Origin of the sequence: Caballeronia mineralivorans PML1(12) (assembly GCF_001028175.1) — a bacterium.
GTDB lineage: Bacteria > Pseudomonadota > Gammaproteobacteria > Burkholderiales > Burkholderiaceae > Caballeronia > Caballeronia mineralivorans.
This window is the reverse complement of sequence record NZ_AEJF01000116.1, coordinates 38,028-58,900: the sequence shown is the minus strand read 5'-3', so window position 1 is coordinate 58,900 and position 20,873 is coordinate 38,028. Positions and strand designations below refer to the sequence as shown.

At 60.6% G+C, this 20,873-nt stretch carries 21 protein-coding genes; 8 read left to right on the top strand and 13 right to left on the bottom strand.

Annotated features, from left to right (window positions below):
* Positions 1-10 precede the first annotated feature (10 nt).
* From EOS_RS18245 to EOS_RS18225, 5 genes are read right to left on the bottom strand one after another with little or no spacing between them, the layout of a single operon-like run.
* Positions 11-1,582, bottom strand: coding sequence for an ABC transporter substrate-binding protein (locus tag EOS_RS18245; protein WP_047848065.1), 1,572 nt, complete (start codon positions 1,580-1,582; stop codon positions 11-13).
* Complete coding sequence (locus EOS_RS18240) at positions 1,579-2,592, bottom strand: ABC transporter ATP-binding protein (protein ID WP_047848064.1); 1,014 nt, start codon at positions 2,590-2,592, stop codon at positions 1,579-1,581. The genes EOS_RS18245 and EOS_RS18240 overlap by 4 nt, the downstream gene beginning before the upstream one ends.
* Positions 2,589-3,575, bottom strand: coding sequence for an ABC transporter ATP-binding protein (locus EOS_RS18235; RefSeq protein WP_047848063.1), 987 nt, complete (start codon positions 3,573-3,575; stop codon positions 2,589-2,591). The genes EOS_RS18240 and EOS_RS18235 overlap by 4 nt, the downstream gene beginning before the upstream one ends.
* 8 nt (positions 3,576-3,583) lie before the next feature.
* Positions 3,584-4,498, bottom strand: coding sequence for an ABC transporter permease (locus tag EOS_RS18230; RefSeq protein ID WP_047848062.1), 915 nt, complete (start codon positions 4,496-4,498; stop codon positions 3,584-3,586).
* Between the two features lies 1 nt (position 4,499).
* Positions 4,500-5,471, bottom strand: a complete 972-nt coding sequence (locus tag EOS_RS18225) for an ABC transporter permease (RefSeq protein WP_047848061.1) — start codon at positions 5,469-5,471, stop codon at positions 4,500-4,502.
* Between the two features lie 154 nt (positions 5,472-5,625).
* Here EOS_RS18225 and EOS_RS18220 point away from each other — a divergent pair, with 154 nt between their 5' ends.
* Entirely contained in the window at positions 5,626-6,522 is an 897-nt protein-coding gene (locus tag EOS_RS18220) for a LysR family transcriptional regulator (RefSeq protein ID WP_047848060.1), read from the top strand.
* Positions 6,523-6,763: 241 nt separating this feature from the next.
* Positions 6,764-8,350, top strand: coding sequence for an inorganic phosphate transporter (locus EOS_RS18215; RefSeq protein ID WP_047848059.1), 1,587 nt, complete (start codon positions 6,764-6,766; stop codon positions 8,348-8,350).
* 86 nt (positions 8,351-8,436) lie between these two features.
* Here the strand turns inward: EOS_RS18215 and EOS_RS47110 are convergent, their stop codons facing one another.
* The 7 genes from EOS_RS47110 to EOS_RS18185 form a co-directional block, all read right to left on the bottom strand.
* Positions 8,437-8,589: a hypothetical protein gene (locus EOS_RS47110; protein WP_160312510.1), complete on the bottom strand. Its 153-nt coding sequence runs from the start codon at positions 8,587-8,589 to the stop codon at positions 8,437-8,439.
* Positions 8,590-8,672: 83 nt separating this feature from the next.
* Entirely contained in the window at positions 8,673-10,031 is a 1,359-nt protein-coding gene (locus EOS_RS18210; RefSeq protein WP_053063954.1) for an MFS transporter, read from the bottom strand.
* Positions 10,032-10,059: 28 nt separating this feature from the next.
* Positions 10,060-10,503, bottom strand: a complete 444-nt coding sequence (locus EOS_RS43590; RefSeq protein WP_053063953.1) for a nuclear transport factor 2 family protein — start codon at positions 10,501-10,503, stop codon at positions 10,060-10,062.
* 34 nt (positions 10,504-10,537) lie between these two features.
* A complete protein-coding gene (locus tag EOS_RS18200) occupies positions 10,538-11,611 on the bottom strand; it encodes a porin (protein ID WP_047848058.1) in 1,074 nt (357 codons plus the stop codon).
* Positions 11,612-11,722: 111 nt separating this feature from the next.
* Positions 11,723-12,154: a GlcG/HbpS family heme-binding protein gene (locus tag EOS_RS18195; RefSeq protein WP_047848057.1), complete on the bottom strand. Its 432-nt coding sequence runs from the start codon at positions 12,152-12,154 to the stop codon at positions 11,723-11,725.
* Positions 12,155-12,248: 94 nt separating this feature from the next.
* On the bottom strand, positions 12,249-13,151 hold the full coding sequence (locus tag EOS_RS18190; RefSeq protein WP_053063952.1) for a hypothetical protein: 903 nt from the start codon (positions 13,149-13,151) through the stop codon (positions 12,249-12,251).
* Positions 13,152-13,206: 55 nt separating this feature from the next.
* The gene (locus EOS_RS18185; protein ID WP_053063951.1) at positions 13,207-14,571 is read right to left on the bottom strand and encodes an MFS transporter; all 1,365 of its coding nucleotides are present in this window, start codon (positions 14,569-14,571) and stop codon (positions 13,207-13,209) included.
* Positions 14,572-14,840: 269 nt separating this feature from the next.
* On the opposite strand from EOS_RS18185, the gene EOS_RS18180 reads away from it, so the two are divergent.
* The 3 genes from EOS_RS18180 to EOS_RS18165 all read left to right on the top strand — a co-directional run bounded on the left by EOS_RS18180 (position 14,841) and on the right by EOS_RS18165 (position 17,296).
* Positions 14,841-15,734 (top strand): LysR family transcriptional regulator, encoded by an 894-nt coding sequence (locus EOS_RS18180; protein ID WP_053063950.1) that lies wholly within the window; start codon positions 14,841-14,843, stop codon positions 15,732-15,734.
* Positions 15,735-15,790: 56 nt separating this feature from the next.
* A complete protein-coding gene (locus tag EOS_RS18175) occupies positions 15,791-16,603 on the top strand; it encodes a FadR/GntR family transcriptional regulator (protein ID WP_047848056.1) in 813 nt (270 codons plus the stop codon).
* A gap of 450 nt (positions 16,604-17,053) precedes the next feature.
* The gene (locus tag EOS_RS18165) at positions 17,054-17,296 is read left to right on the top strand and encodes an IclR family transcriptional regulator (RefSeq protein WP_047848054.1); all 243 of its coding nucleotides are present in this window, start codon (positions 17,054-17,056) and stop codon (positions 17,294-17,296) included.
* Positions 17,297-17,409: 113 nt separating this feature from the next.
* On the opposite strand, the gene EOS_RS18160 is transcribed toward EOS_RS18165, so the two are convergent.
* Positions 17,410-17,982 (bottom strand): IS6 family transposase, encoded by a 573-nt coding sequence (locus EOS_RS18160; protein ID WP_456151143.1) that lies wholly within the window; start codon positions 17,980-17,982, stop codon positions 17,410-17,412.
* A gap of 214 nt (positions 17,983-18,196) precedes the next feature.
* Between EOS_RS18160 and EOS_RS43585 the strand changes: the two genes are divergently transcribed.
* The 3 genes from EOS_RS43585 (at position 18,197) to EOS_RS18145 (ending at position 20,856) form a co-directional block, all read left to right on the top strand.
* Positions 18,197-18,787, top strand: coding sequence for a dimethylamine monooxygenase subunit DmmA family protein (locus EOS_RS43585; protein ID WP_152693142.1), 591 nt, complete (start codon positions 18,197-18,199; stop codon positions 18,785-18,787).
* Between the two features lie 335 nt (positions 18,788-19,122).
* Positions 19,123-19,743, top strand: a complete 621-nt coding sequence (locus tag EOS_RS49290) for a flavin reductase family protein (RefSeq protein WP_407639153.1) — start codon at positions 19,123-19,125, stop codon at positions 19,741-19,743.
* A 57-nt stretch (positions 19,744-19,800) separates the two neighbouring features.
* Positions 19,801-20,856, top strand: coding sequence for a heme-dependent oxidative N-demethylase family protein (locus tag EOS_RS18145; protein WP_047848053.1), 1,056 nt, complete (start codon positions 19,801-19,803; stop codon positions 20,854-20,856).
* The last annotated feature ends 17 nt before the right edge of the window (positions 20,857-20,873 follow it).

Here is a 20,873-nt window from a genome sequence, read left to right as displayed (position 1 = left end):
TCGATCATTTTTATCGGATTCCCACATAAGTTGCCGTGGTGTATTCAGCCTTGTTCGGGTGAAACGTGACGCCATTGCGCGTCGCCCAAAAATTCTCGGGGAAATACAACGGGACAATGCCGAGATCGCGGAATCCCGCGTTTGCCGCTTGTTCAAGCAAGCGCTCGCGCTGCTCGGGGTCGAAGCTGGCGCTGGCCGCGGCGAGCGCATGATCGAGCGCGGGATTCGAGTAGCGGGCGCGATTGAACGCGCCTGTTCCAGCGCTCCGCGAATAGCTCGCCATGACGTTGGAGAGCGCGATAGTGGAGTCGCTCGTGGTGTTGCCGAAACTGAAGATGAAGGCGCTGTAGCTTTGCTTGGCCGCGGCGCCCGCATAGACGTTGTAGGGCTGCGTGACCACGTTCGCGATCCGGATGCCGCCGCGAGCGAGCATTTGTCCAATGGCTTGGGCGACGTCGCCGTCGGAGGAAAAACGGTCGTTGGATGAATGGATCGTCAGTGTGAAGCCTCGCGGATAGCCCGCTTGCGCAAGCAGTTTTTTCGCTCCCGCGAGATCATAAGTATCGGCTGCCAGCGCCGGTGAGTAACCGCCCATTCCCTGCGGCACGATCTGGCCGGCGGGAACGCCCGCTCCGTTCAGCAGATATTGCGTGATGGCGCTCCGATCGATCATCTTCGATATAGCCTGCCGCACGCGTAGATCGCGCAGTGGATTGCTTCGCAGCGGTTCGCCGTCCGGGCCGGTAACGAACGGGGACTGCTGGCGGCTCGAGTCCAGCGCGAGATAGATCAGCCGCGCCGATGCTCCTGAGTAAAGCGTCACAGCCGGCTCGCGCTTGAGTCGTGGCACATTGACCGGCGGGACGTTATCAATCAGGTCGACGGAACCGGAAAGCAGCGCCGACATGCGCGCGGCGTCGTTGGCGACGAAGCGGACCGTGATGGTGTCGAATGGCGGCTTGGGGCCCCAGTAGTCGTCGTTGCGCACGAGTTCGAGATAATCGCCCGGGACCCAACGTTTCAGTTTGTAGGGACCGGTCCCGACTGCTACAGCTGGCGACACGTACTGGTTGCTTTGATGGCCTTCAGTCGCATGTCGCGACACGATGAACAGCATGCCGATCTGTTCGAGAAACCCGGGCGCAGGGGTCTTCGTATGGATGCGCAGCGTGAGCGGATCGAGCACGTCAATGGACGCGATATTCGCCACCGCACCGGAGAAGGGCGCGGGGCTGTTCGGCACGTTCGACGCGCGTTTCACCGAGTACACCACGTCGCCCGCGGTGAACGGCGTACCGTCGTGAAAGCGAACGTTGGGGCGCAGCTTGAATTCCCATGTGGTCGGATCCACGACTCGCCACCCCACCGCGAGACCGGGTTGAATTTGCAGGTTCTCATCACGCGCGATCAAGCGCTCGAAGATGTTTTCCACCTGCTGATTGTTCTGCGTGCGGGAGAACAGCGGGTCCATCGACGAAGGCTCGGCGGCAACGGCCATGGTCAGCGCGCGGGCGGACACGCTCGGCGGGACGCTGCATGCAGCGATCAGAACGCACGCAGCGGCAATCCGAAGGCGATTCATTTCGCCTCCGTGAACAGATGACATGCGACCCGGTGATTGCTCGCCGCTTGCGTTAATTCCGGGCGCTCGACGCTGCAACGCGGCATCGCGTGCGCACAGCGAGGATGGAAATGGCAACCCTTCGGCGGCGCAAGCGGCGACGGAATCTCGCCCTTGATCGATTCAAACACACGCTTTCTATTCGATAAACGCGGCACCTGATCCAACAGCGCAACCGTGTACGGATGCAGCGGCCTTGCGAACAAATCAGCCGTAGGCGCGGTCTCGACGATCCGTCCCAGATACATGATCGCGACGCGGTCGCTGATATGTTCCACCACCCCGAGATCGTGGCTGATAAAAAGATACGTCAGTCCCAGATCACCGCGCAGCCGCATGAACAGGTTGATGATCTGCGCCTGGATCGAGACATCGAGCGCCGCGATCGATTCGTCGCAGATCAGGAAATCGGGCTTCACCGCCAACGCTCGCGCAATGCTGACGCGCTGTCGCTGCCCGCCGGAAAACTGATGCGGATAGCGCTGCCTGACATCGGGATTCAAGCCGACGCGTTCCATCACATCGACAACGTAATCATCCAGATCACGCCGCTTCACCATGCCATGCACAAGCGGCGCCTCACCGATAATCTCGCGCACCCGCTTGCGCGGATTGAGCGACGACATGGGGTCCTGAAAGATCATTTGCGTTGCGAGCCTGTGGGCAAGCCTGCCGCGCGAGCCAAGAACGGTTGCGTTCGCACCGCCGGCATTGCTTACCTGAATGGTTCCCGACGAAGGCGGTACCACGCCCGCCAGCATGCGGCCGAACGTCGACTTGCCGCAGCCGGACTCACCGACCAGCCCGACTACTTCTCCGCGATGAATCTCCAGGTTCACGGTGTCCACCGCATGGACCGTGTGAGACACGGGCTTGGCGCCCAGCATCTGCGCAATGCGCTCCGCGTAGCTCGAGCGCTTCACGAAACGGCGCGACACCTGATCGGCCCTGATAAGAACTTGCATGCTCATACTGCGACTCGCTCAACGGGATGAAAACATCGGTGGGAATGATTGCCGCCCGCCACGAACACCGGCGGCTTTTGCGTTCGGCAGGTATCGGTAACGTACCTGCATCGCGGCGAGAAGGCGCAACCCGCAGGCAACGCAAGCGCTGAAGGCGCAACGCCCGGAACCTGCATCAGTGGCTCGCCGCGCTTCACGTTCTCGGGCACGGAGCCCAGCAAGCCGATCGTGTACGGATGTTGCGGGCGCTCCAGGATCGTGTCGACATCGCCGGTCTCGACCACGCGTCCCGCATACATCACGCAGATGCGATCGGCCAGTCCTGCCACCACCGCGAGATCGTGGCTGACCCAGACCATCGCGGTGTTCGAGCGCGCGCACAGTTTCTGCATCTGCGCGAGGATCTGCGCCTGGATGGTGACGTCGAGCGCGGTCGTGGGTTCGTCGGCAATGATCAGGTCCGGCTTGTGCAGCATCGCAATCGCGATCGCCACGCGCTGCCGCATGCCGCCCGACAACTGATGCGGATACGCCTTGAGCCGTTCGTCAGGCGCGGGAATGCCGACCGCCGCGAGCGCCTCGCGCGCCTGTTCGCGAGCGGCCTGTTTCGACACCGATGCATGAGCGCGCACGGTTTCGATCATCTGGGTATCGATGCGAAGAACGGGATTCAACGTCATCATCGGATCCTGGAAAATCATCGCGATGCGATTTCCACGCAGTTGCCGCAACGCCTCAGGACTGTAGCTTGTCAGATCCACGCCCTTGAACAGAACACGTCCACCAACAATGCGTCCCGGCGCATCGATCAAACCGAGGATCGAAAAGCCGGTGATCGATTTCCCCGATCCCGACTCGCCGACAAGGCCGACGACCTCGCCGGGATAGACATCGAAGCTCACGTCGTCAACGGCTTTGGCAACGCCCGCCGCCGTAAAGAAATGGGTCTGCAACTTCTCGACCGATAAAGTAGGAGTGACTGAAGACATGAGGTTTCCTATTTCTGCAGGCGCGGATTGAGCGTCTCTCGCAGGCCGTCGCCGACCATGTTCATGCTGAAGACGAGCACGACCAGCAGCACGCCGGGGAAGACGCTGATCCAGTAGAAGCCGGCAAGCAACTGCTGGTAGCCGTTCGCGATCAACAAGCCGAGAGACGGTTGCGTCACGGGCAATCCGATCCCGAGGAAGCTCAGCGTTGCCTCGGCGGAGATGGCGGCGGCAACCTGCACCATCGCAATCACAATGACCGGCGCGAGGCAGTTGGGCAGCAACTGGCTGAAGAGCGCGCGCCGATGACTGAAACCCAGGCATAACGCCGCCTCCATGTACTCCTTCTTGCTTTCGACGGCCGCGACCGCGCGCACCGTGCGGGCGAAGTACGCCCATTGCACGATCACGAGCGCGAGGATCACCTTGCTCACGCCCTGGCCGAGAATGGCGAGCGTCATCAACGCAACGAGGATGGTCGGGAAGCCGAGCATAAGGTCGACCGTACGCATGATCAGCGTGTCGATCCAGCCGCCGAAATATGCCGCCACAAGTCCAAGCGTGGTGCCCACGATCAGCGCAAACGCGCCACTGGAAATGCCAACGCCAAGACTGGTGCGAAGTCCGAACATCATGGCGGCGAACATATCGCGGCCGAGTGCGTCGCTGCCCAGTAGGAACAAATGTCCGAGATGGCCGCGCGCGCCGGGAGGCAGCCTGCCATCGACAATGTCGAGCACGGCCAGGTCGTACGGATTCTGCGGCGCGAGCCATGGCGCGAAGATCGCCACGATGATCAGCGCAATGCAGGTCAGCGACGCGAGCGCAACGGCGGGACGGCCGAACAAACCGCGCAATGCCTGCCCTGTGCGCGTATCGCGGCTAGTGGTCCAGCGTGGAAGGATGTTCGAGAGCGTGCTCATGTCAGGCACCTCCCAGACGCACGCGCGGATCGAGCAGCGAATAGATGATGTCTACCAGCAGATTCAGCAGCGTGAACATGGCGACCACAATCAGCAGGTACGCCACGACCACGGGACGATCGAGCCGCATGATGCTGTCGATAATCAGCTTGCCCACGCCCGGCCACGCGAAGATGGTTTCGGTCACCGTAGCAAACGCGATCAGCGAGCCGAACTCCATGCCGACCACGGTGACGATCGGGATCATGATGTTCTTCAGCACGTGAACAAAAATGATCCGGCGCTCGCGCAAACCTTTGGCGCGGGCAAATTTCACGTAGTCGAGAGGCAAGGTTTCCCGGACACCGGCGCGCGTCAACCGGGTGACGAGCGACATCTTGAAGAGTGAGAGATTCAGCGCCGGAAGGATCAGGTGAATCAATCCATCGCGCGTCGCGAGGCTGGTGTGGATGCCGAGCAGGGTTCCAAGATGACCTCGCCCCGCCGAAGGCAACCAGCCCAGCGTCACCGAGAAAATCAGCACCAGCATGATGCCCTGCCAGAAGTTCGGCAGGCTGAAGCCGAGGATCGAGCCGCTCATGATTACGCGGTCGACGGGCGAATTGGCCTTCATGCCGGCCAGCAATCCAAGTGGCAGCCCAACCATCAACGCCAGGACGAGCGCCACGACTGCCAGCTCGAGCGTGGCCGGCAGGCGCTCCATGATGAGTTGGATCGATGGCTGGTTGAACACGAACGACCGGCCAAGATCGCCATGCAGCGCGTGTTCTATAAACAGCATGTATTGCCTCCACATCGGCTGGTCCAGACCCAGCGAGTGCACTGCTTGCGCCATTTCGGCCGGGCTTGCGTCGGCGGGCACGAGAATCTGGATCGGGTCGCCAATGGCGAACACGCCGCAGAAAACAAGTACCGAGGTCAGCATCAGGATGCCGACACTCTGTACAAACCGATGGATGATGAAACCGATCATTGCGTAACAACCCTCGAGCGTTAAGTTTCGCGAACCCTGTGATCTCGCCGGTCCAAACGTCCCGGCAAATCTCGTTCAGTTTCGCGATAATTAGGCCGACAATTTTTGGATGCAACACTATGCTGAATCTGCATACTCCTATGTACGAGGAAGGATGAACCTCAAACAGATCGAAGCGTTCGAAGCGGTGGCAAGCTTCGGGACCACCACAGCCGCGGCTCAGCGCCTGGAAATCTCGCAATCGGTTGTCAGCAGGCTGCTTGGGCAACTGGAAGAAGACCTCGGGATCAGACTTTTTGTGCGGGAACAAGGCAGGCTTACCCTGACGCGCGAAGGCGCCGCTTTAGTCGATGAAGTGAGGACTTTGCTCGACGGCTCGCATTGCTTGCGGCGCCATGCGCAGCAACTGCGGCTTGGCGGAATGCAGCGAAAACTGGTTCGAGCGATGGTGCCGAACACGTTCGCCCAGCACGCCATGCCGCAAATCATGGGGATGTTCTGCAAGGCGCACGAGGATGCCGTGCTCGAGGTTTTGTCAGGCACCTATGGACAAGGCGAGCGCGCGCTCTTAAGCCGGGAAGTCGATCTGGCTTTCGTACAAATGCCGGAACGCCTGCCCGGTTTGCGAGTTCATCGCGTGTTTCCTTCGCAGTCTGCTTGCGTCGTACCCTTCGATCATCCGCTGGCCGCGCTCGACAAGATCAGCGCGCTGGATCTCGAACTTGTGCCGCTGATCTTGCTCGGGCGGCAAAGCCGGCACAGGCGCGAAGTCGATATGGCTTTCCGCCGCGCCCGCATCACGCCGCGCGTACTGGCAGAAGTCCATTCGGTTGGCGTGGCCTGCGCCATGGTTGCGCGAGGCATGGGTGTGACGATCGTCACCCAGGTGCTTGCGGCGTGCTGTCCATCGGAAGGATTTGTTATCAAGCCATTCGAACCCGCGCTGCCGTTCGAGATAGGTCTGGCGACGCTGCAGGAGACCCCGAAGAACTCGATGACTGTCGCGTTGCTGGATTGCATTGGCGACACGCTGGCGGGCCTCAACGCCTGACCCGCGGCTGCAGAGTTCCATGCCGATTCAGCATTGCGGCAGCAGCTTCGCCGGCGCTAGACGATTAGGGCGGTAACTCAATCTGTCTCTTATCGGCTCAAGACAAGAACGTTATCGAGGGTTTTTTGCACAGCGTCACATACGATGGAAAGGTATCCGAAAAATAAATGCCATAAATCCTTCACGGAGCATTACAAAGGCGAGTTGTACGATAGCAAGTCAGCGGCTACGGGAAAAGATCATGCCTGATCTCATGTTTCCTCAGACAAGTGCGGTCAGTGAGCGCACCCGTAGCGCGAGTTTGGGGATCTTCCTGCTGATCATCGCGATTGGCGTCGCCTTCGTCGCCGTCCATCTGGTAATAGACCTCGAGCCGGTACAACAAAGCTCGGTATTCCCCTACGTCCTGCTCGGCTTCGCGATGCTGATCGCGCTCGGCTTTGAGTTCGTCAATGGTTTTCACGACACGGCGAATGCCGTGGCCACCGTTATCTACACGCACTCGCTGACGCCGAATCTCGCCGTGCTCTGGTCGGGCGCGTGGAATTTTGCGGGGGTACTGGTCTCTAGCGGCGCGGTGGCATTCGGTATTCTCCAGTTGCTTCCGGTTGAACTGATTTTGCAGGTGGGTGGCCACGCAGGTTTCGCCATGGTATTCGCGCTGTTGATAGCGGCGATCACCTGGAACCTGGCAACCTGGTACTTCGGACTACCATCTTCTAGCTCGCATACGTTGATTGGTTCGATCATTGGCGTCGGTCTGATGAATCAACTGATGCGCGGCCCCTCCGGTACTAGCGGCGTTGACTGGACACAGGCGCTCGGCGTCGGCAAATCACTGCTGTTCTCGCCGATCGTCGGTTTCTTATTCGCCGGCCTGCTGCTGTTGGTGCTGAAAGCCGTGGTCCGTGTCCCCGCGCTCTACACTGAACCGGTGGGCAATAAGCCACCGCCGTTGTGGATTCGCAGCCTGCTGATTCTGACCTGTACGGGCGTCTCCTTTGCACACGGATCGAACGATGGGCAGAAGGGAATGGGGCTGATCATGCTGATTCTGATAGGCACGGTGCCGACAGCGTATGCCCTGAACAAGGCGGTAACGCCCGCGCAGACGCAGGCGTTCGTGACGGTCGCACATCAGGCGTCGGCCGTGTTCGGCAGGTACGCTTCCGGCTCGCCCCCTTCCGCGAGTCCTCGCGAAGATGTGGAAGCGTACGTGCGAAGCCGTCAGATGACGCCGGCAACGCTGCCAGCGGTAAAGCAACTCACCGATATCGTGGCCCAGCAGATCACAGCAGCGGGGTCAATTAGTACAGTGCCTCCAAGTTTGGTCGACAATGTCCGCAACAGCATGTATCTGGTATCCGAGGCGATTCGTCTGATGGAGAAGTCGAAGCAGCCCGCCTTCACGGCCGACGATCGAGCGGTTATCGACAGCTACATGCAGCAACTCAATCACGCGACCAAGTTCATCCCGACATGGGTCAAGGTCGCGGTTGCCATTGCGCTGGGACTCGGCACGATGGTCGGCTGGAAGCGGATTGTCGTGACGGTCGGCGAGAAAATTGGCAAGCAACACCTGACCTACGGCCAAGGTGCGTCGGCAGAGGTGGTCGCGATGCTGACCATCGGGGCGGCGGACCTATATGGACTCCCGGTATCGACCACGCACATACTGACTTCAGGCGTCGCCGGCACGATGGCGGCGAATGGCTCAGGCCTTCAATGGAACACCCTGCGAAGCCTGGTGCTTGCCTGGGTGCTCACGCTTCCGGCATCCATTGCGTTGGCTGCCGCGCTCTATTGGCTTTTTCGCGTGATGTCCTGAGCGTTGCGTGTCAGTCGAGATGTCTCAGGTACATCACGACTCTTATAGCGAAGAAGTTGGTCGTGGAGCACGCACGAATAGGCACGTCACGCCTTGAGGCCGGGCAGCACAAAATGGCGCAGTACTTCGTCGGGTACTTGCCAGTCGTTCGGGTCGTTGTAATTTCCGGCCGCGACAACCACCACGAGTGCGCGTGCCGGAACGATAGCCAGCAGCTGTTCGCCATTACCGATCTTCATCGCTCGATCTTATGCGACTGCCCGAACACGTGGCAATGCCACGAGGGAGTGTGGGCAACGACGTGGCTGCCACATCTGTCGGGTTAGTCGGCAAGGTGGCGTTTCGACGACACCCGCGCAAACCTGCCGGGGTGTTCCGGGTCGTCGGACACAGTGAGCGCCATCACCCACATCACGCCGCCTGCTCCTATTGACACGGCTGCGGCGGTCACGAACAGCGCGGCTGCGTCTACTCCAGCGCTTAGCAGGAGGCCACCGAGCACCGGCCCGACGATCGCGCCGAAGCGGCCTATCCCCATCGCCCAGCCGACGCCGGTCGAACGCACTGTCGTGTCGTAGAAGCTCGCACAGAAAGATACGGTGCACATCTGTGCGCCGATGCTCAGTACTCCGGCAAAAAATGCGGTTGCACACAACAACACTGCCGAATGCTGAGTCTGCCCGATCAGAAAGATCGCAACTGCGCCCGCTGCGTATGCGCAGCCGATCACGCGCGGCGGCGGATAGCGGTCCGCGAGCCATCCGATCACGAGGCAACCGCACACCGCGCCCAGATTCAGCAGCGACACCGCGATCACGGCGGCCCTGACGTTCGCGCCAACTGCGCGCGCGACCAGCGGTATCCAGTTGATCAGGAGATAAGTCAGCAGCAAGCTGAGGAACAGCGTGGCCCAAAGCAGTAGCGTGCCGGCAGCGCGCTTCTCGGCGAACAACCTCGATACGGTGACGCGCAAGGGCGGGGGTGCACGCATCAGGTCGTCGCTCGCGCTGAGCCCCATCCGCGCCAGTATCTGGCGTATTTCGGCGAATCTTCCGCGACTTGCGAGATGACCGATCGACTCCGGAACGACCGGTATGAAGACCGCAGCGATTGCGATCGGCAACAGCCCTCCGGCGATGAAGACGCTCTGCCAGCCCCACAGCGAGACCATGCCTTCAGAAACCAGGCCACCGATCACTGCGCCGACTGGAAAGCCGCAAAACATCAGCGATACCAGCGATTCGCGCCGGCGCTTCGGCGCGTATTCAGATGCGAGCGCAATGAAGCACGGCAGCGCGCCGCCGAGCCCAAAGCCAGTGACAAACCGCATTCCGATGAGAACACCGACGGACGAGACGAACGCGGTGATCAGCGATCCTGCCGCGAAGATCGACACTGAGAGGAGCAATGCCGGCTTACGGCCGATACGGTCTCCGAGCGGTCCCATGATCAGCGCGCCAGCGAAACTGCCGAGCAGCCCCGCGCCGAACACCGGGCCGAATGAAGATGGCGCGACCCGCCACGCGCTGGCGATATGTGGAGCAACGAACGCGATCGCCTGCGTATCGAATCCGTCGATTAGCGCGATTGCGCCGCATAGCACCATGATCCAGATCTGCAATCGCGAAAGATGGCCCGCATCGAGGGCCGACTCGATCGTCAGGCTGTTGCTGCCATTCATGGCTTTCCTTTGGTCGGGAATGGATGGACTAGAACGCGATTTCGCGTTGAATCACCCGGTTTTCTATCAGCCATACACCGGACTTCACGCGGCGCAGCGTGTCGAGCAGATCGTTGACGCGCGTATGCACCGTTCCATTCGGGTCACGCTGCTCAAACGTTATCTGCACGGCAGTCGTGCGCGCGCCGCCGGCGTCCTCGCTCTCGACCCGCAGATTCGACCAGACGTGCCGGGTCTTGCGTCCCGGTTCCGCATGTCGGCGTTCGCAATCTCGCGCGATTGCATCGCGTCCGGCCAGTTGCTGGCCGCCGACGTGCAGCACCCCGTCCGGCACAAACAGTTTCGCCATCGACTCGCCATTGCCCCGATCCGCATACCAGGCGAAATCGCTCAACAGCTGCTCGATCGCATTGATGTCTTCTTGTTTCAATTCCGGTTTCCCCTGTTGGCCCGGTGCGAGCGCTCCGGACATCGTTTTCCTCATCGAGGGATTTGCGCCGATGCGCTCAGAACCGTATCGTCATGCCGATCCGGCACAGCGTCTGAGTACTGCCCGACGACGTTCCGCCCGAGCCAATGATCGACGCGAGCGCTTGTCCATCGCCACTGACCCATTGCCGGATCACCGTTGCGTAGACGAAAGTTTTCTTCGACAGATCGTGCGCATACGTCAGGCTCACCTGGTGCGCCTTGTTGTCGCTCAGCACTGCGTTACCCTGATCGAACTGGTAGCTCAAAGTGATCTCGTCTGCCGGCGTGAACGGGTAGAAGCCGCCGACTTCGTACACATTGACGCGTGCGCCGTTATAGGTGTTTTCGGTGTTCGTGAACATGGCGTCAACGAGTGCGTCGTACACTAAAACGCGGCCGCCAATTCCCCAGTTCCTGATCCCGTTGTTGCCGTTGTTGATGTTCGCGAACTTCGCGTATGTGTAGGCCGCGTCCAGCGTGACGGCCGCATTGCCGTAGCGCAGCCCCAGGCTTTGGGTGCTGTCCTGGCCGAAGGCCCCCGTCTGACCGCCGAACGCATACATGGCGCCGAACTTCAGGCCGTTGTAATTCGGGGTTTCATAGGAGACTGAGTTGTTCGTCGTTATGCTGCCCGCGGTCCGGTCGAAGTCCATTGCACCGTTTGGCAGGTTGAGCTTCGCGAACGGCCCCTGCTGTGTGTAGTAGACCGGGTTGTACTTCAGCATGATTCCCCAGCGGTCAATCGTCATGTACTTGAACATGAAGTCGAATTGATTGCCGGCGGTCAGCGTACCGAACTTAGCGTCTTGCAGACCCACCCATGCTTCCTTGCCGAACAGGGCGCCGTTTACCATCGCACCGGTTCCATCGTTGAAATTGTCGACGAGCTTGAAGATCGCCTGGAGTCCTCCGCCCAGATCTTCGGTGCCGCGAAAGCCAAGCACCGTCGGCACCATCGTCCCGCTTTGGAAAAACACATTGCTTTTCCCGCTTTGATTCGACGTGAACGTAATGCCTGAATCTAGAATGCCGTATAACGTGACGCTGCTTTGCGCAAAAGCGGGCGCACAGACTGCAATGCCAAGCAGGTAAATCAGCTTTTTTATCATAAAGGTCTCCTAAATATAATTATTCTTCCCGGTCGTTGTTTTTTAAATTACCGGATAAATACCTTACGAGCCGAGACGAACGTTCTCGCCGCGATCCCGCTCGGCTGTACTTCAGCCCGGGTCAGCCTTCAGACCGCTGCTTTCGATCGCAAACACGGCGCAAGTTTCGTCGGTATCCGAGGTGTCACCGCTGATGCCGACAGAGCCGAGCAAATTCCCGCCGCCATCGCGCAGCAGCACGCCGCCCGGCACAGGCGCCATGCGGCCGCCCGAAATGTCGCCGAGCGCGGAGAAGAATGCGGGCGCCGCGGTGGCTCGCTCGGCGAGCGTGCGACCGCCGAGCCCCATGCCGAGCACGCCCCATGCCTTCGCGATCGCGATCTGCGGACGCAGAATGCCGGAGCCATCCTCGCGCTTGAGAACGAGCAGATGACCGCCCGTATCGAGTACAGCCACGGTCAGGGGCTTGCAGTCGATCGCTCTCGCTTTCTCGAGAGCGAGATCGACGATTCGGGAAGCCAGACTCAGCGATAAAGCTTGCATCGAAGTACCTCAAAGGTATGAGAAGATCGACCGCGCGCGCGATGCACGGCAGCCACTTCAGGTTTTGCGACAGACGCGCGCGACGGAGAGTGCATCAATTGACGTCAGCTTTTTCCGGAAGTGCGTCTTCGTCGTATTGGATCGACTCGACTTCCGGCAGTTGAACCGGCGGCAAACCGACGAGGAACAGCGACATCTCCTGCGTCGCGCGCAGCGTCACCGTTTCGCCGGGCTCGACCTGGAGCGCGCTCAGATAGCCGAGCGGTTGTCCCTGTACATCTCCATGACCGTCGAGCACAGTAAACAGGCGCGGGCCACGGGAATCGGCCGACGTCCAGACCGTATCCGGATGCATCCTGATCATCTCGATCCACACACCGCGTTCCGAGAACGCACCCATGTATTTGTGCTCGACGCCTTTGGCGTCCGCGATCGGCAGCCAGTTGAACGAGCTCGGGTCGATGAAGATAACGTTCTTGTAGCGCGGGCGCGGATATTTGAGGGTGCTGCCGAACGCCCGCTTCCAGATTGCGCTCAGCGCCCAGTCTTTTTTCCCATCCGGCCAGTGATAGAACGGGCCAGCAAATTTGCCGATCGCGGCGAGCTCGTCACGAGCCTTACGGCGCCGCTCGATGCTCATGAACCCATAGCCCGATGCGCCGCCGAACTGCAGCACCAACTGCAGACGCTCACCAGGCGCCGTGTCGCCGAGCGGGTCATCCTGCGGCCCGTACGCGAGTCCTTCGGGAAAGTAACCGATCTCGTTCTCGTGCAGCACGCCGGTGCGGCCCAGATTCATGTCGCCGCGGATCGGCAGGCGGATCTGATCGAAGTTGTGCCGATGCGTCGGCATCGAGAAATCGCCGTCCTGCCGGCCCAGGATATACATGAAGTTATCTGGGGAATCCGGCTCGCCGCTGAGTAGATGCTTGAACAGGATAGTGCCGAGCGGATGGTCGTTGGCCCATTCGGTGTTGTCAAACGAAACGATCTTCATTGTCTCTATACTCCGGTTTGGTGATATCTGCTGCTGTCGTGTCTCAGGTCGTGTCTCAGGTCGACTCACGCGCGACGGTGTTCGCGCCCGTCCGCTTGCTCGCGTGCTCGCGGGGCCGCATCACGAGCAGTCCCATTGTGAGGACTGCCGCACCGGCGCCGAGCGAGGTCACGCCGGCCATCGCGAACAGCGATGGCGCGCCGGTTCCGGCGGCGAGCAGCATGCCGCCAAAGACCGGCCCGACGATTGCGCCGATGCGTCCGGCAGCCATCGAGCAGCCGATCCCTGTCGCGCGCAAAAAGGTGTCGTAGAAGTTGGCGCACAGCGCGACCGTGCAGAGCTGCGCACCCATGCTGAAGCAGCCGGCGAGGAACGCGACCGAGCAGAGCGCGAGGCCCGAGTGAACCGCGTGGCCGATCAATGCGATCATCGCGGCGCCGACCATGTATGAGCCGCCGAGGACAATGGCAGGACTCCGGGTACTGTCCGACAGGCGACCAAGCGTGACGCTGCCGATGATGCCGCCGAGGTTCAGCATCGAGACCGCGACAACCGCGCTTTCGATGCCCAGGCCGCTGCGGCGCGCCATCATCGGGATCCAGTTGATCAGCATGTAGAGCATGAACATGCTGAGGAACGAAATGATCCACAGCAGGATTGTTCCCGGTGCGCGTCCGTCGGCGAGCAGGCGCGCGACCGACGAATGCCCGCGCGCGGCGGCGCCGACATCGCCGTTCCACGTATCCGCGTAGCCCATCCGGGTGACGATGGGCAATACCTTCATGCGATCGTTGCGCAGCCCGAGAAAACGTGCGGACTCCGGAATGCGTGTCGCAACGAGCGGCAGGATCAGCAGCGAGAACACGCCGCCTGCGACGAACACGCTTGTCCAGCCGAACAACGGGATGAGTCGGGCAGACACCAGGCCGCCGATCACCGCGCCAAGTGGAAAGCCGCAGAACATCAGCGCGACCAGCGTGGCTCTGCGGCGACTCGGGGAATACTCGGAGGCCAGCGCGATGAAATTCGGCATCGCGCCGCCGAGACCTATGCCGGTAAAGAACAAGGCGACGATCAGCGTCGTGATCGACGACGAAAACGGCGTGGCAAACGAGCCGATTGCGACGAGCAGGATCGCGCAAAGCAGCGTCGGTTTGCGACCTTTGCTATCGCCGATGCGCCCGAATATCACTGCGCCGATCAAACCCCCGAGTAGTCCAGCGCCAAATACCAAGCCGATCACCGCGGGCGCGATCTTCCACGCGCCTACGATTTCCGGAGCGACGAACGCGATAGATTGCATATCGAAGCCATCCATCATCGCGACGAGCGCGCAAAGCCCTATTACCAGGATCTGGAAGCGGCTGATCGGCTTCGAATCGATCAACGCTTCCAAGTCCATCTTTTCGTTCAAGCTCATGTCTCCTCCGTATGGCGTGCGCTGTCGTTCCGGCATGTCACGTTGCCAATCTTCGTCAGCAAGAGTGAACACGGCGTTTTTTGGAACACCAGTTAACTGATAACTGGCTACGGCACGATCGAATGGGTATAGTTATCGCGTTGCTAACGCTGGCACATTGGACGCTTCCCGTGAAGGGTACTCCGCCCTGAATCGGCAACACAACTTCAGTGTAAGGGCGCAAAATCACCGCTGTCCATGCGGTGCGGTTCATTTCTAATATAGACAGCATGAATATCTATTCCGTCGACCTAAATCTTCTGAAGGTGTTCGAAGCAATCTACGTCGAGCGCAGCGTGAGCCGCGCCGCGGTGCGGCTCGGCATCACGCAGCCGTCGGTCAGCCACGGTCTGACACGCCTGCGCGCGCTGTTCGGCGACCCGCTTTTTGTGAGGCTGCACGGTGGTGTGGGGCCGACGATTGCGGCGACGCGGATCGCGCCATCGATCCAGCAGGCGATGCGCAATCTGCAGGCGACGTTCGACGAAGGTTGGCGCTTCGATCCAGCGAGCGGCCGGCGTACGTTTTTGATGCATATGAGCGATTTCGGCGAGGCGATATTCCTGCCGCCATTGGTGCGCGAGCTGCAGGCGAGCGCGCCCGGCGTCCGTCTCGAGACATGTCAGTTGGGCAGCCTCGAGCTGACGCAGGCGCTCGAAAGCGGGCAGATCGATTTCGCGCTCGGCTATCTGCCGATGCTCGACGAGCTGTTTCAATCAGAGCATCTGTTTTGCGAGGACTATATGATCCTCGCGCCGCCGACCACCGAAGCGCACGCGTGTCCGCTTGACCAGCTCGAATTCGTCGTGGTTACGTCGCATCCCGAAACGTTGAAGATCTTGGTCGAGCATGGCTTGCAGGACCGCGTGCGACTGTCCGTTCCGCATTTCATGGTGCTGCCGGCAATCTTCGCGGAAAATGAATTGGCAGCAGTGGTGCCGCGCTATGTGGGCGATGTGTTCGAGAAATGGAGTCCGAAGGGCGGGTATCGGAAAATCGATCTGCCGGGCTCTCGCCACGACATGAAAATCAACATGTATTGGTTCCGGCGTTATTCGACCGATCCGGGCAACGTGTGGCTTCGCGACCTTATCGTCCGGTTGTTCAAGAGCGCCGCACAGTAGTGCAAGGCATACACGTCAAAAGCGACATAGTCGACAACACTGAGGAAAACTACCCAATGAAGACGTCGTCCACCGCACCTCAACCATCGGCACGGCGCATCGACCGCGGCAATGTCACGGACCGCGTTCTCGACGATCTCAGCCAGCGAATCCTGAGCAGACAATTCGTGCACGGCCAAAAATTACCGGCGGAACGAGAGCTGGTCGAAGAATACGGCGTGAGCGTCGCGACCATTCGCGAGGCCATAAGGGGGCTCTCGAGTGCGGGACTTGTCGAAGTCAAGCATGGTAAGGGTGCCTACGTGACTGTCCGAGCTGATGAATTGATCGCGAATTCGCTGCGCTCGACGATTCAGCTCGAACGCATTGGCATCGCGCAGGTTTTGGGCGTACACGGCGCGCTGAATACCTACGCAGCCGAACTGGCCGCGGCAAGGGCGACGGAGCAGGAGGTCGACACGATGCAGCAGGCGCTGGTTGCGGTTGACCAAGCGGTATCGCCGGAAGAAATCGCTGATGGATTGACGCGGTTTCTCAACGCACTGGTCACGGCATCGGGTAATCCGCTGCTCGTTGCGCTGTGCCGGTTCCTTGCGAGCATGCAGATCGGGCTGGCCAGAGAGATACAGGGCAAACGCTTCGAAGCCTGGCGCAAGACCGCTGGGCGCCTGTCGAAGGAACGTCAACGAATCGTCGACGCGATAAGGGCCGGCGATGTTGAAGGCGCGCGTGCCGCTGCCCGCGCGTATCACGAGCGCTCGCTCAAGGTGATCACCGCGTTGCCGAACGCCGCTGGGCCACTCATTTCCGATCCGGCGATCTCGATGCTCTTTACATCTCTGCTGAAAGACCGGTCGAATCCTGCATGACCACACCGTTGCATGGGGACTAGGTTGGGGTCTCGAACCTTCCGAGAATTGTTTCTTCCATTGGGGAAATAATCCCGGATTCCGGGCGTTCGTTCTCGCCAATCGCGCGACGAAAGATGCGGTTGTATGGTTCGCGAATTCGGCGCGCGGTATGCGCCTGATACACACGGTCGTACCGGAAGCCGTTACCGGCGAACATCCCTCCATTCAATGGCTCCGCATCGGACGACTCTGACGCATCGCCGGACCGCCAGAAATGACGTGCCGCCACGCACAGTGGCTAATAGTGATAACGAGAACAGCCAACACGCTATGGCAAGCGGCGTTTCTTGAACAGATGCGTCAAATAATCCTCAAATTTGCGCCACCTGGGGGCGGCTTGCCATATTGCCAACGACAGAGTGACCGCAATGACGACACTGAGCAAGAACACCGGATGGCTCGGGTTGAATGGACCACGACAGGCTGCAACGGGCGAAGATGGTTGAGTGGAGAAAGGCGGGGAGCCTGATTAGCCGCGGGGAAGTGGATGCGGGCTCGGCAGGGATTGCCGCGCCTATTTTGAATGCGGACCGGCTGGGATTGGGGAGTATCAGCTATGTTGTTGCCGATACAACCGATGATCGGACGATGGCTCGGTTGGCCGCGCTGGCCGTGGCTGGGGCGCGGGAGATTGAGGGAGCGTTGATTTGAAGCACACGACAAGATCAGCGTCTGCACATGGAGGCGGGACGGCTCCAATCAATGTCGCATGCTTCGAGGAACGTCAATGCCGAAGGCGAATCGCAAGTTCGAGCTATCTCGTATCAAAGGCTGTGAGACTGGTATTGCTCTAACAACTGGTTGCGGGTTTTCTGACGCTGCCGAATTTGTCTGCGAGCTGCATGAAGACTGGATTTGGTGATCCGCGCCGCCAGATATGCGCAATTAGTTTCGGTTATTCCCAGATCCCTGTTCGCCGCCGCGTAACTCTTAAGCTTATCGGTGATCAGTACACGTGGGGCACGCCCGTGCTTCTTTAACACCTTGCGCATGAGCCGCCTGGCCGCGTGCCTGTCGCGTCGGCTTTGCGCCAGCACATCGAGCACCGCTCCATGCTGGTCCAGCGCGCGCCACAGCCAGTGCTTTCTGCCATTAATCGTGACGACCACTTCATCGAGGCGCCACTTGTCGCCCCGGCCCAACGCCGTAGAGCGGATGCGTCGGGCGATGCCCAGCCCAAACTTTACCGACCAGCGCCGCACCGTCTCATATGTAAGTTCGATGCCGGGTGCGGCCAGCAGTTCCTCGACCATGCGCAGGCCGAGCGGGAAACGGTCGTACAAGCACACCGCATAGCTAATCACATCGGGCGAGAAGCGATAGCCCGCATAAGACAGCGGGTTATCGGTGTCAGGTGTTTTTTTGCCGGGTCGCTGGTTTCATGGCCGACATTATCGCCGCGTCCACGCCAAGCTGCCCGCAAGCTGACAGTACCCCGCGGACTTCTCCCTCCAAGGTGGTACTCCCTCAAGAGAATTGAGGATCGAATTCCGACGGGCGATAGTCGAGTCAAGCGCCGCAGCAGGTGCAGATACCTAACGTCGGAACCGAATGATGCAGATCGAAGCCATTCCGAGCACGCCAGTCTACTATCCGGTACAAATCGCGGCGGCAGCGACGGCGCGGCAGCACCTGGTGATCGTTGAGAGGGCCGAATGGCTCAAGCCGGAGCAGTTGAACCCGCTGAGCGATGCAGCGGGTTCATTGTTCGTCTATTTGCTCGGCAACAAGATCCTCCGCTTATCGACGCGAGCGCGGTACGAATGTCGCAGCTTCAACGATGTCCAAAGCTTGTGGGCAACGGTGGAAGCGTTTTTGTCGCAAGCCCGCATGGGCCTGCGTCTATATGTGATTGGATCGGAACCGTTCCTGTGGCAAGCGAGCGCAATTGCGACCCGGTATGGAATGACAACCGACTCTATGCAGCTCGAACTCGCGGGCAAACCGTCGCGCAATGTCTACTGCATCCACTGCCGTCACACCATCCGTGACACCGAAACCAATCTCGTTACCTGTCCGTCATGCGGCAAGACGCTTGCCGTGCGGGCGCATTTCTCGCGAAGGCTGGGCGCATACATAGGCGTACAGGCCGATGCCGAAGAACCCGGCGTGCTGCCGCCCGTCGAGGAACTGCGCCGATGAGCCGCAACATCGACCGGATCGAACTGCGCGTTGAGGCGACGCGTGACTTGTCGCCATCATTGAAACATCTGCGCCTGGTCCCGGCATACGGACAGGAACAACTGCTGGCGCCCGCATCGGCGGGCTCGCATATTGTGCTGACGTTGCGCGATGCAAGCAGAACCTTCCGCAATGCCTATTCGCTGACGAGCAAACCGGGCACTCGTGACGCATACGAGATCATCGTGCGCCGCGTGCCGGAATCGCGCGGAGGCTCGCACTTCATTCATCGCGAGATAGTGGCGGGCGCCGTGCTCGAGGCTACGCCGCCCGTCAATCTGTTTGCGCCAGTTCGCATGGCCAAGCGGCATCTCCTGATCGCCGCCGGCGTAGGCATTACACCGTTCCTTTCTTACCTGCCTGAACTTGAGGCTCTGGGCCAGCCGTTCGAACTCCACTACTGCGCCCGCGACGACGAACAAGCCTGCTTCGCCGGCTGGTTCGGCGAGCGTCCGAACACTCGCGTCTATCAGGATCTGGAAGGACGTCGTCTGGATGTGACCGCCCTGTTGCGCGCTCAACCCGTGGGCACGCAGCTGTATGTTTGCGGGCCGGATGCACTGATGGACCATGTGCTTTCCAGCGCTCGTGAACTCGGCTGGCCGGCGAGCACACTGCATGCCGAGCGCTTCGGTAGTCCGCGTGGCGGCGCTTCGTTCGTCGCCAGCCTCGCGCGCAGCGGCATCGACGTCCAGGTGCCTGGCGATGTGTCGTTGCTCGACGCCCTCGAAGCCGCCGGCGTGCATGCGGACAGCCAGTGCCGCGGCGGCGCTTGCGGCGTGTGCAAGACGACCGTTCTCGAGGGCCGCCCGGAGCATCGCGACTACTTCCTCTCGGCGGCGGAGCGCAGCGAAGGGCGCCACATCATGCTGTGCGTGTCGCGCGCTGCTTGTGAGCGGCTCGTGCTGGACCTGTAGTGCTGTGCTGTGATGCCCGAGCAGTGCCGACCAGATACTCATCCCCCGGGGATCGAAATGACCATGACCTTCAAGCCCGACGAGACCTTTCGCGACGACTTCCGCTACAACAACAGCGACGACGCGATCCTGCGTTTCCCGTTTCCGTTTCACGAAGACCGCTACCTGTACAGCGTCAACATTGAACCGCATGTGGCAGGCGGCCCCTCGGACGCGTTCCAGGCCACCTTCGATGTCGATGAACACTATGTTGCGGAATGCCGCGACCGCGCGCTGACACTCGCGGCCGATCCGCTGCGTTGTCAGGTCCTGCCGCACATGCAGGCGGCCGAGTGGGACACGCTCGAGCTGTTGATGGAAAGCCTGTCGCGCGACTATCCGCAGCACTTCCGCCTGACACGAGACGGCGAATGGTGGACGTGGATCAATGGCCCACTGGGGATCGCTGACCGTTTCCGTTTCGGCGATGCATCGACGCTACCGCTGCCGCCGTTCGAATACATCACGCGGCAGGCGCAGGGCGATTTCTGCCTGCTCGATCATCGCGACGACAACCTGTTCATGGACGGTGGCATGGTGACGTCTCAGGCGGACTGGTCGCTCGACTTTGATCTCGGCATGAGCTTCGTCGAATGGCATGCACCCGTGCCGCTCGCACACCAGATGGGTGTGTTCGACCGCGCGTTGCAATTCCTGCTGCGTTTGCAATGGGGCAAGCCGGTGCGGCGCCTCAACTGGACGATGACAGTAAATCCACGCCTCGACACGTCGCCGGAAAACTATCCCCACTGGGGTCCAGACCGCGCCAGCATCACCCCCGAAAACGTCGGGCAAAAACTGCATTTGCGGGTCGAATTGCAGACGCTTTTCCGGTTGCCGCGCAGCAACGGGGTGCTGTTCGGCGTGCGCTGCTACCTGATCCGCCTGGACGAACTGGTGCGCGTGGGCAAGTGGGCGCGCCGGATGCACCGCGTGCTGCAGTCATTGCCGGACGAACTCGCTGCATACAAGGGTCTCGCGCGTTTTCGTGAGACGGCGGTAACGTGGCTTGCCCAATACGATGACGGCGCACCCACCGCAGCAGGAACCGCAGCGGAAACCCTGGCTGCCTGAGCACACCGCAAGGCCGG

Bases quoted from the DNA above. Each gene is read 5' to 3' on its own strand.
- EOS_RS18175 (WP_047848056.1), top strand. From the start codon at position 15,791: ATGAAGACGTCGTCCACCGCACCTCAACCATCGGCACGGCGCATCGAC.
- EOS_RS18145 (WP_047848053.1), top strand. From the start codon at position 19,801: ATGACCATGACCTTCAAGCCCGACGAGACCTTTCGCGACGACTTCCGC.
- EOS_RS18190 (WP_053063952.1), bottom strand. From the start codon at position 13,151: ATGAAGATCGTTTCGTTTGACAACACCGAATGGGCCAACGACCATCCG.
- EOS_RS43590 (WP_053063953.1), bottom strand. From the start codon at position 10,503: ATGTCCGGAGCGCTCGCACCGGGCCAACAGGGGAAACCGGAATTGAAA.
- EOS_RS18200 (WP_047848058.1), bottom strand. From the start codon at position 11,611: ATGATAAAAAAGCTGATTTACCTGCTTGGCATTGCAGTCTGTGCGCCC.
- EOS_RS18210 (WP_053063954.1), bottom strand. From the start codon at position 10,031: ATGAATGGCAGCAACAGCCTGACGATCGAGTCGGCCCTCGATGCGGGC.
- EOS_RS47110 (WP_160312510.1), bottom strand. From the start codon at position 8,589: ATGAAGATCGGTAATGGCGAACAGCTGCTGGCTATCGTTCCGGCACGC.
- EOS_RS18225 (WP_047848061.1), bottom strand. From the start codon at position 5,471: ATGATCGGTTTCATCATCCATCGGTTTGTACAGAGTGTCGGCATCCTG.
- EOS_RS18240 (WP_047848064.1), bottom strand. From the start codon at position 2,592: ATGAGCATGCAAGTTCTTATCAGGGCCGATCAGGTGTCGCGCCGTTTC.
- EOS_RS18245 (WP_047848065.1), bottom strand. From the start codon at position 1,582: ATGAATCGCCTTCGGATTGCCGCTGCGTGCGTTCTGATCGCTGCATGC.
- EOS_RS18165 (WP_047848054.1), top strand. From the start codon at position 17,054: ATGGACCACGACAGGCTGCAACGGGCGAAGATGGTTGAGTGGAGAAAG.
- EOS_RS18235 (WP_047848063.1), bottom strand. From the start codon at position 3,575: ATGTCTTCAGTCACTCCTACTTTATCGGTCGAGAAGTTGCAGACCCAT.
- EOS_RS18220 (WP_047848060.1), top strand. From the start codon at position 5,626: ATGAACCTCAAACAGATCGAAGCGTTCGAAGCGGTGGCAAGCTTCGGG.
- EOS_RS43585 (WP_152693142.1), top strand. From the start codon at position 18,197: ATGATGCAGATCGAAGCCATTCCGAGCACGCCAGTCTACTATCCGGTA.
- EOS_RS18185 (WP_053063951.1), bottom strand. From the start codon at position 14,571: ATGAGCTTGAACGAAAAGATGGACTTGGAAGCGTTGATCGATTCGAAG.
- EOS_RS49290 (WP_407639153.1), top strand. From the start codon at position 19,123: ATGGCCAAGCGGCATCTCCTGATCGCCGCCGGCGTAGGCATTACACCG.
- EOS_RS18195 (WP_047848057.1), bottom strand. From the start codon at position 12,154: ATGCAAGCTTTATCGCTGAGTCTGGCTTCCCGAATCGTCGATCTCGCT.
- EOS_RS18180 (WP_053063950.1), top strand. From the start codon at position 14,841: ATGAATATCTATTCCGTCGACCTAAATCTTCTGAAGGTGTTCGAAGCA.
- EOS_RS18230 (WP_047848062.1), bottom strand. From the start codon at position 4,498: ATGAGCACGCTCTCGAACATCCTTCCACGCTGGACCACTAGCCGCGAT.
- EOS_RS18215 (WP_047848059.1), top strand. From the start codon at position 6,764: ATGCCTGATCTCATGTTTCCTCAGACAAGTGCGGTCAGTGAGCGCACC.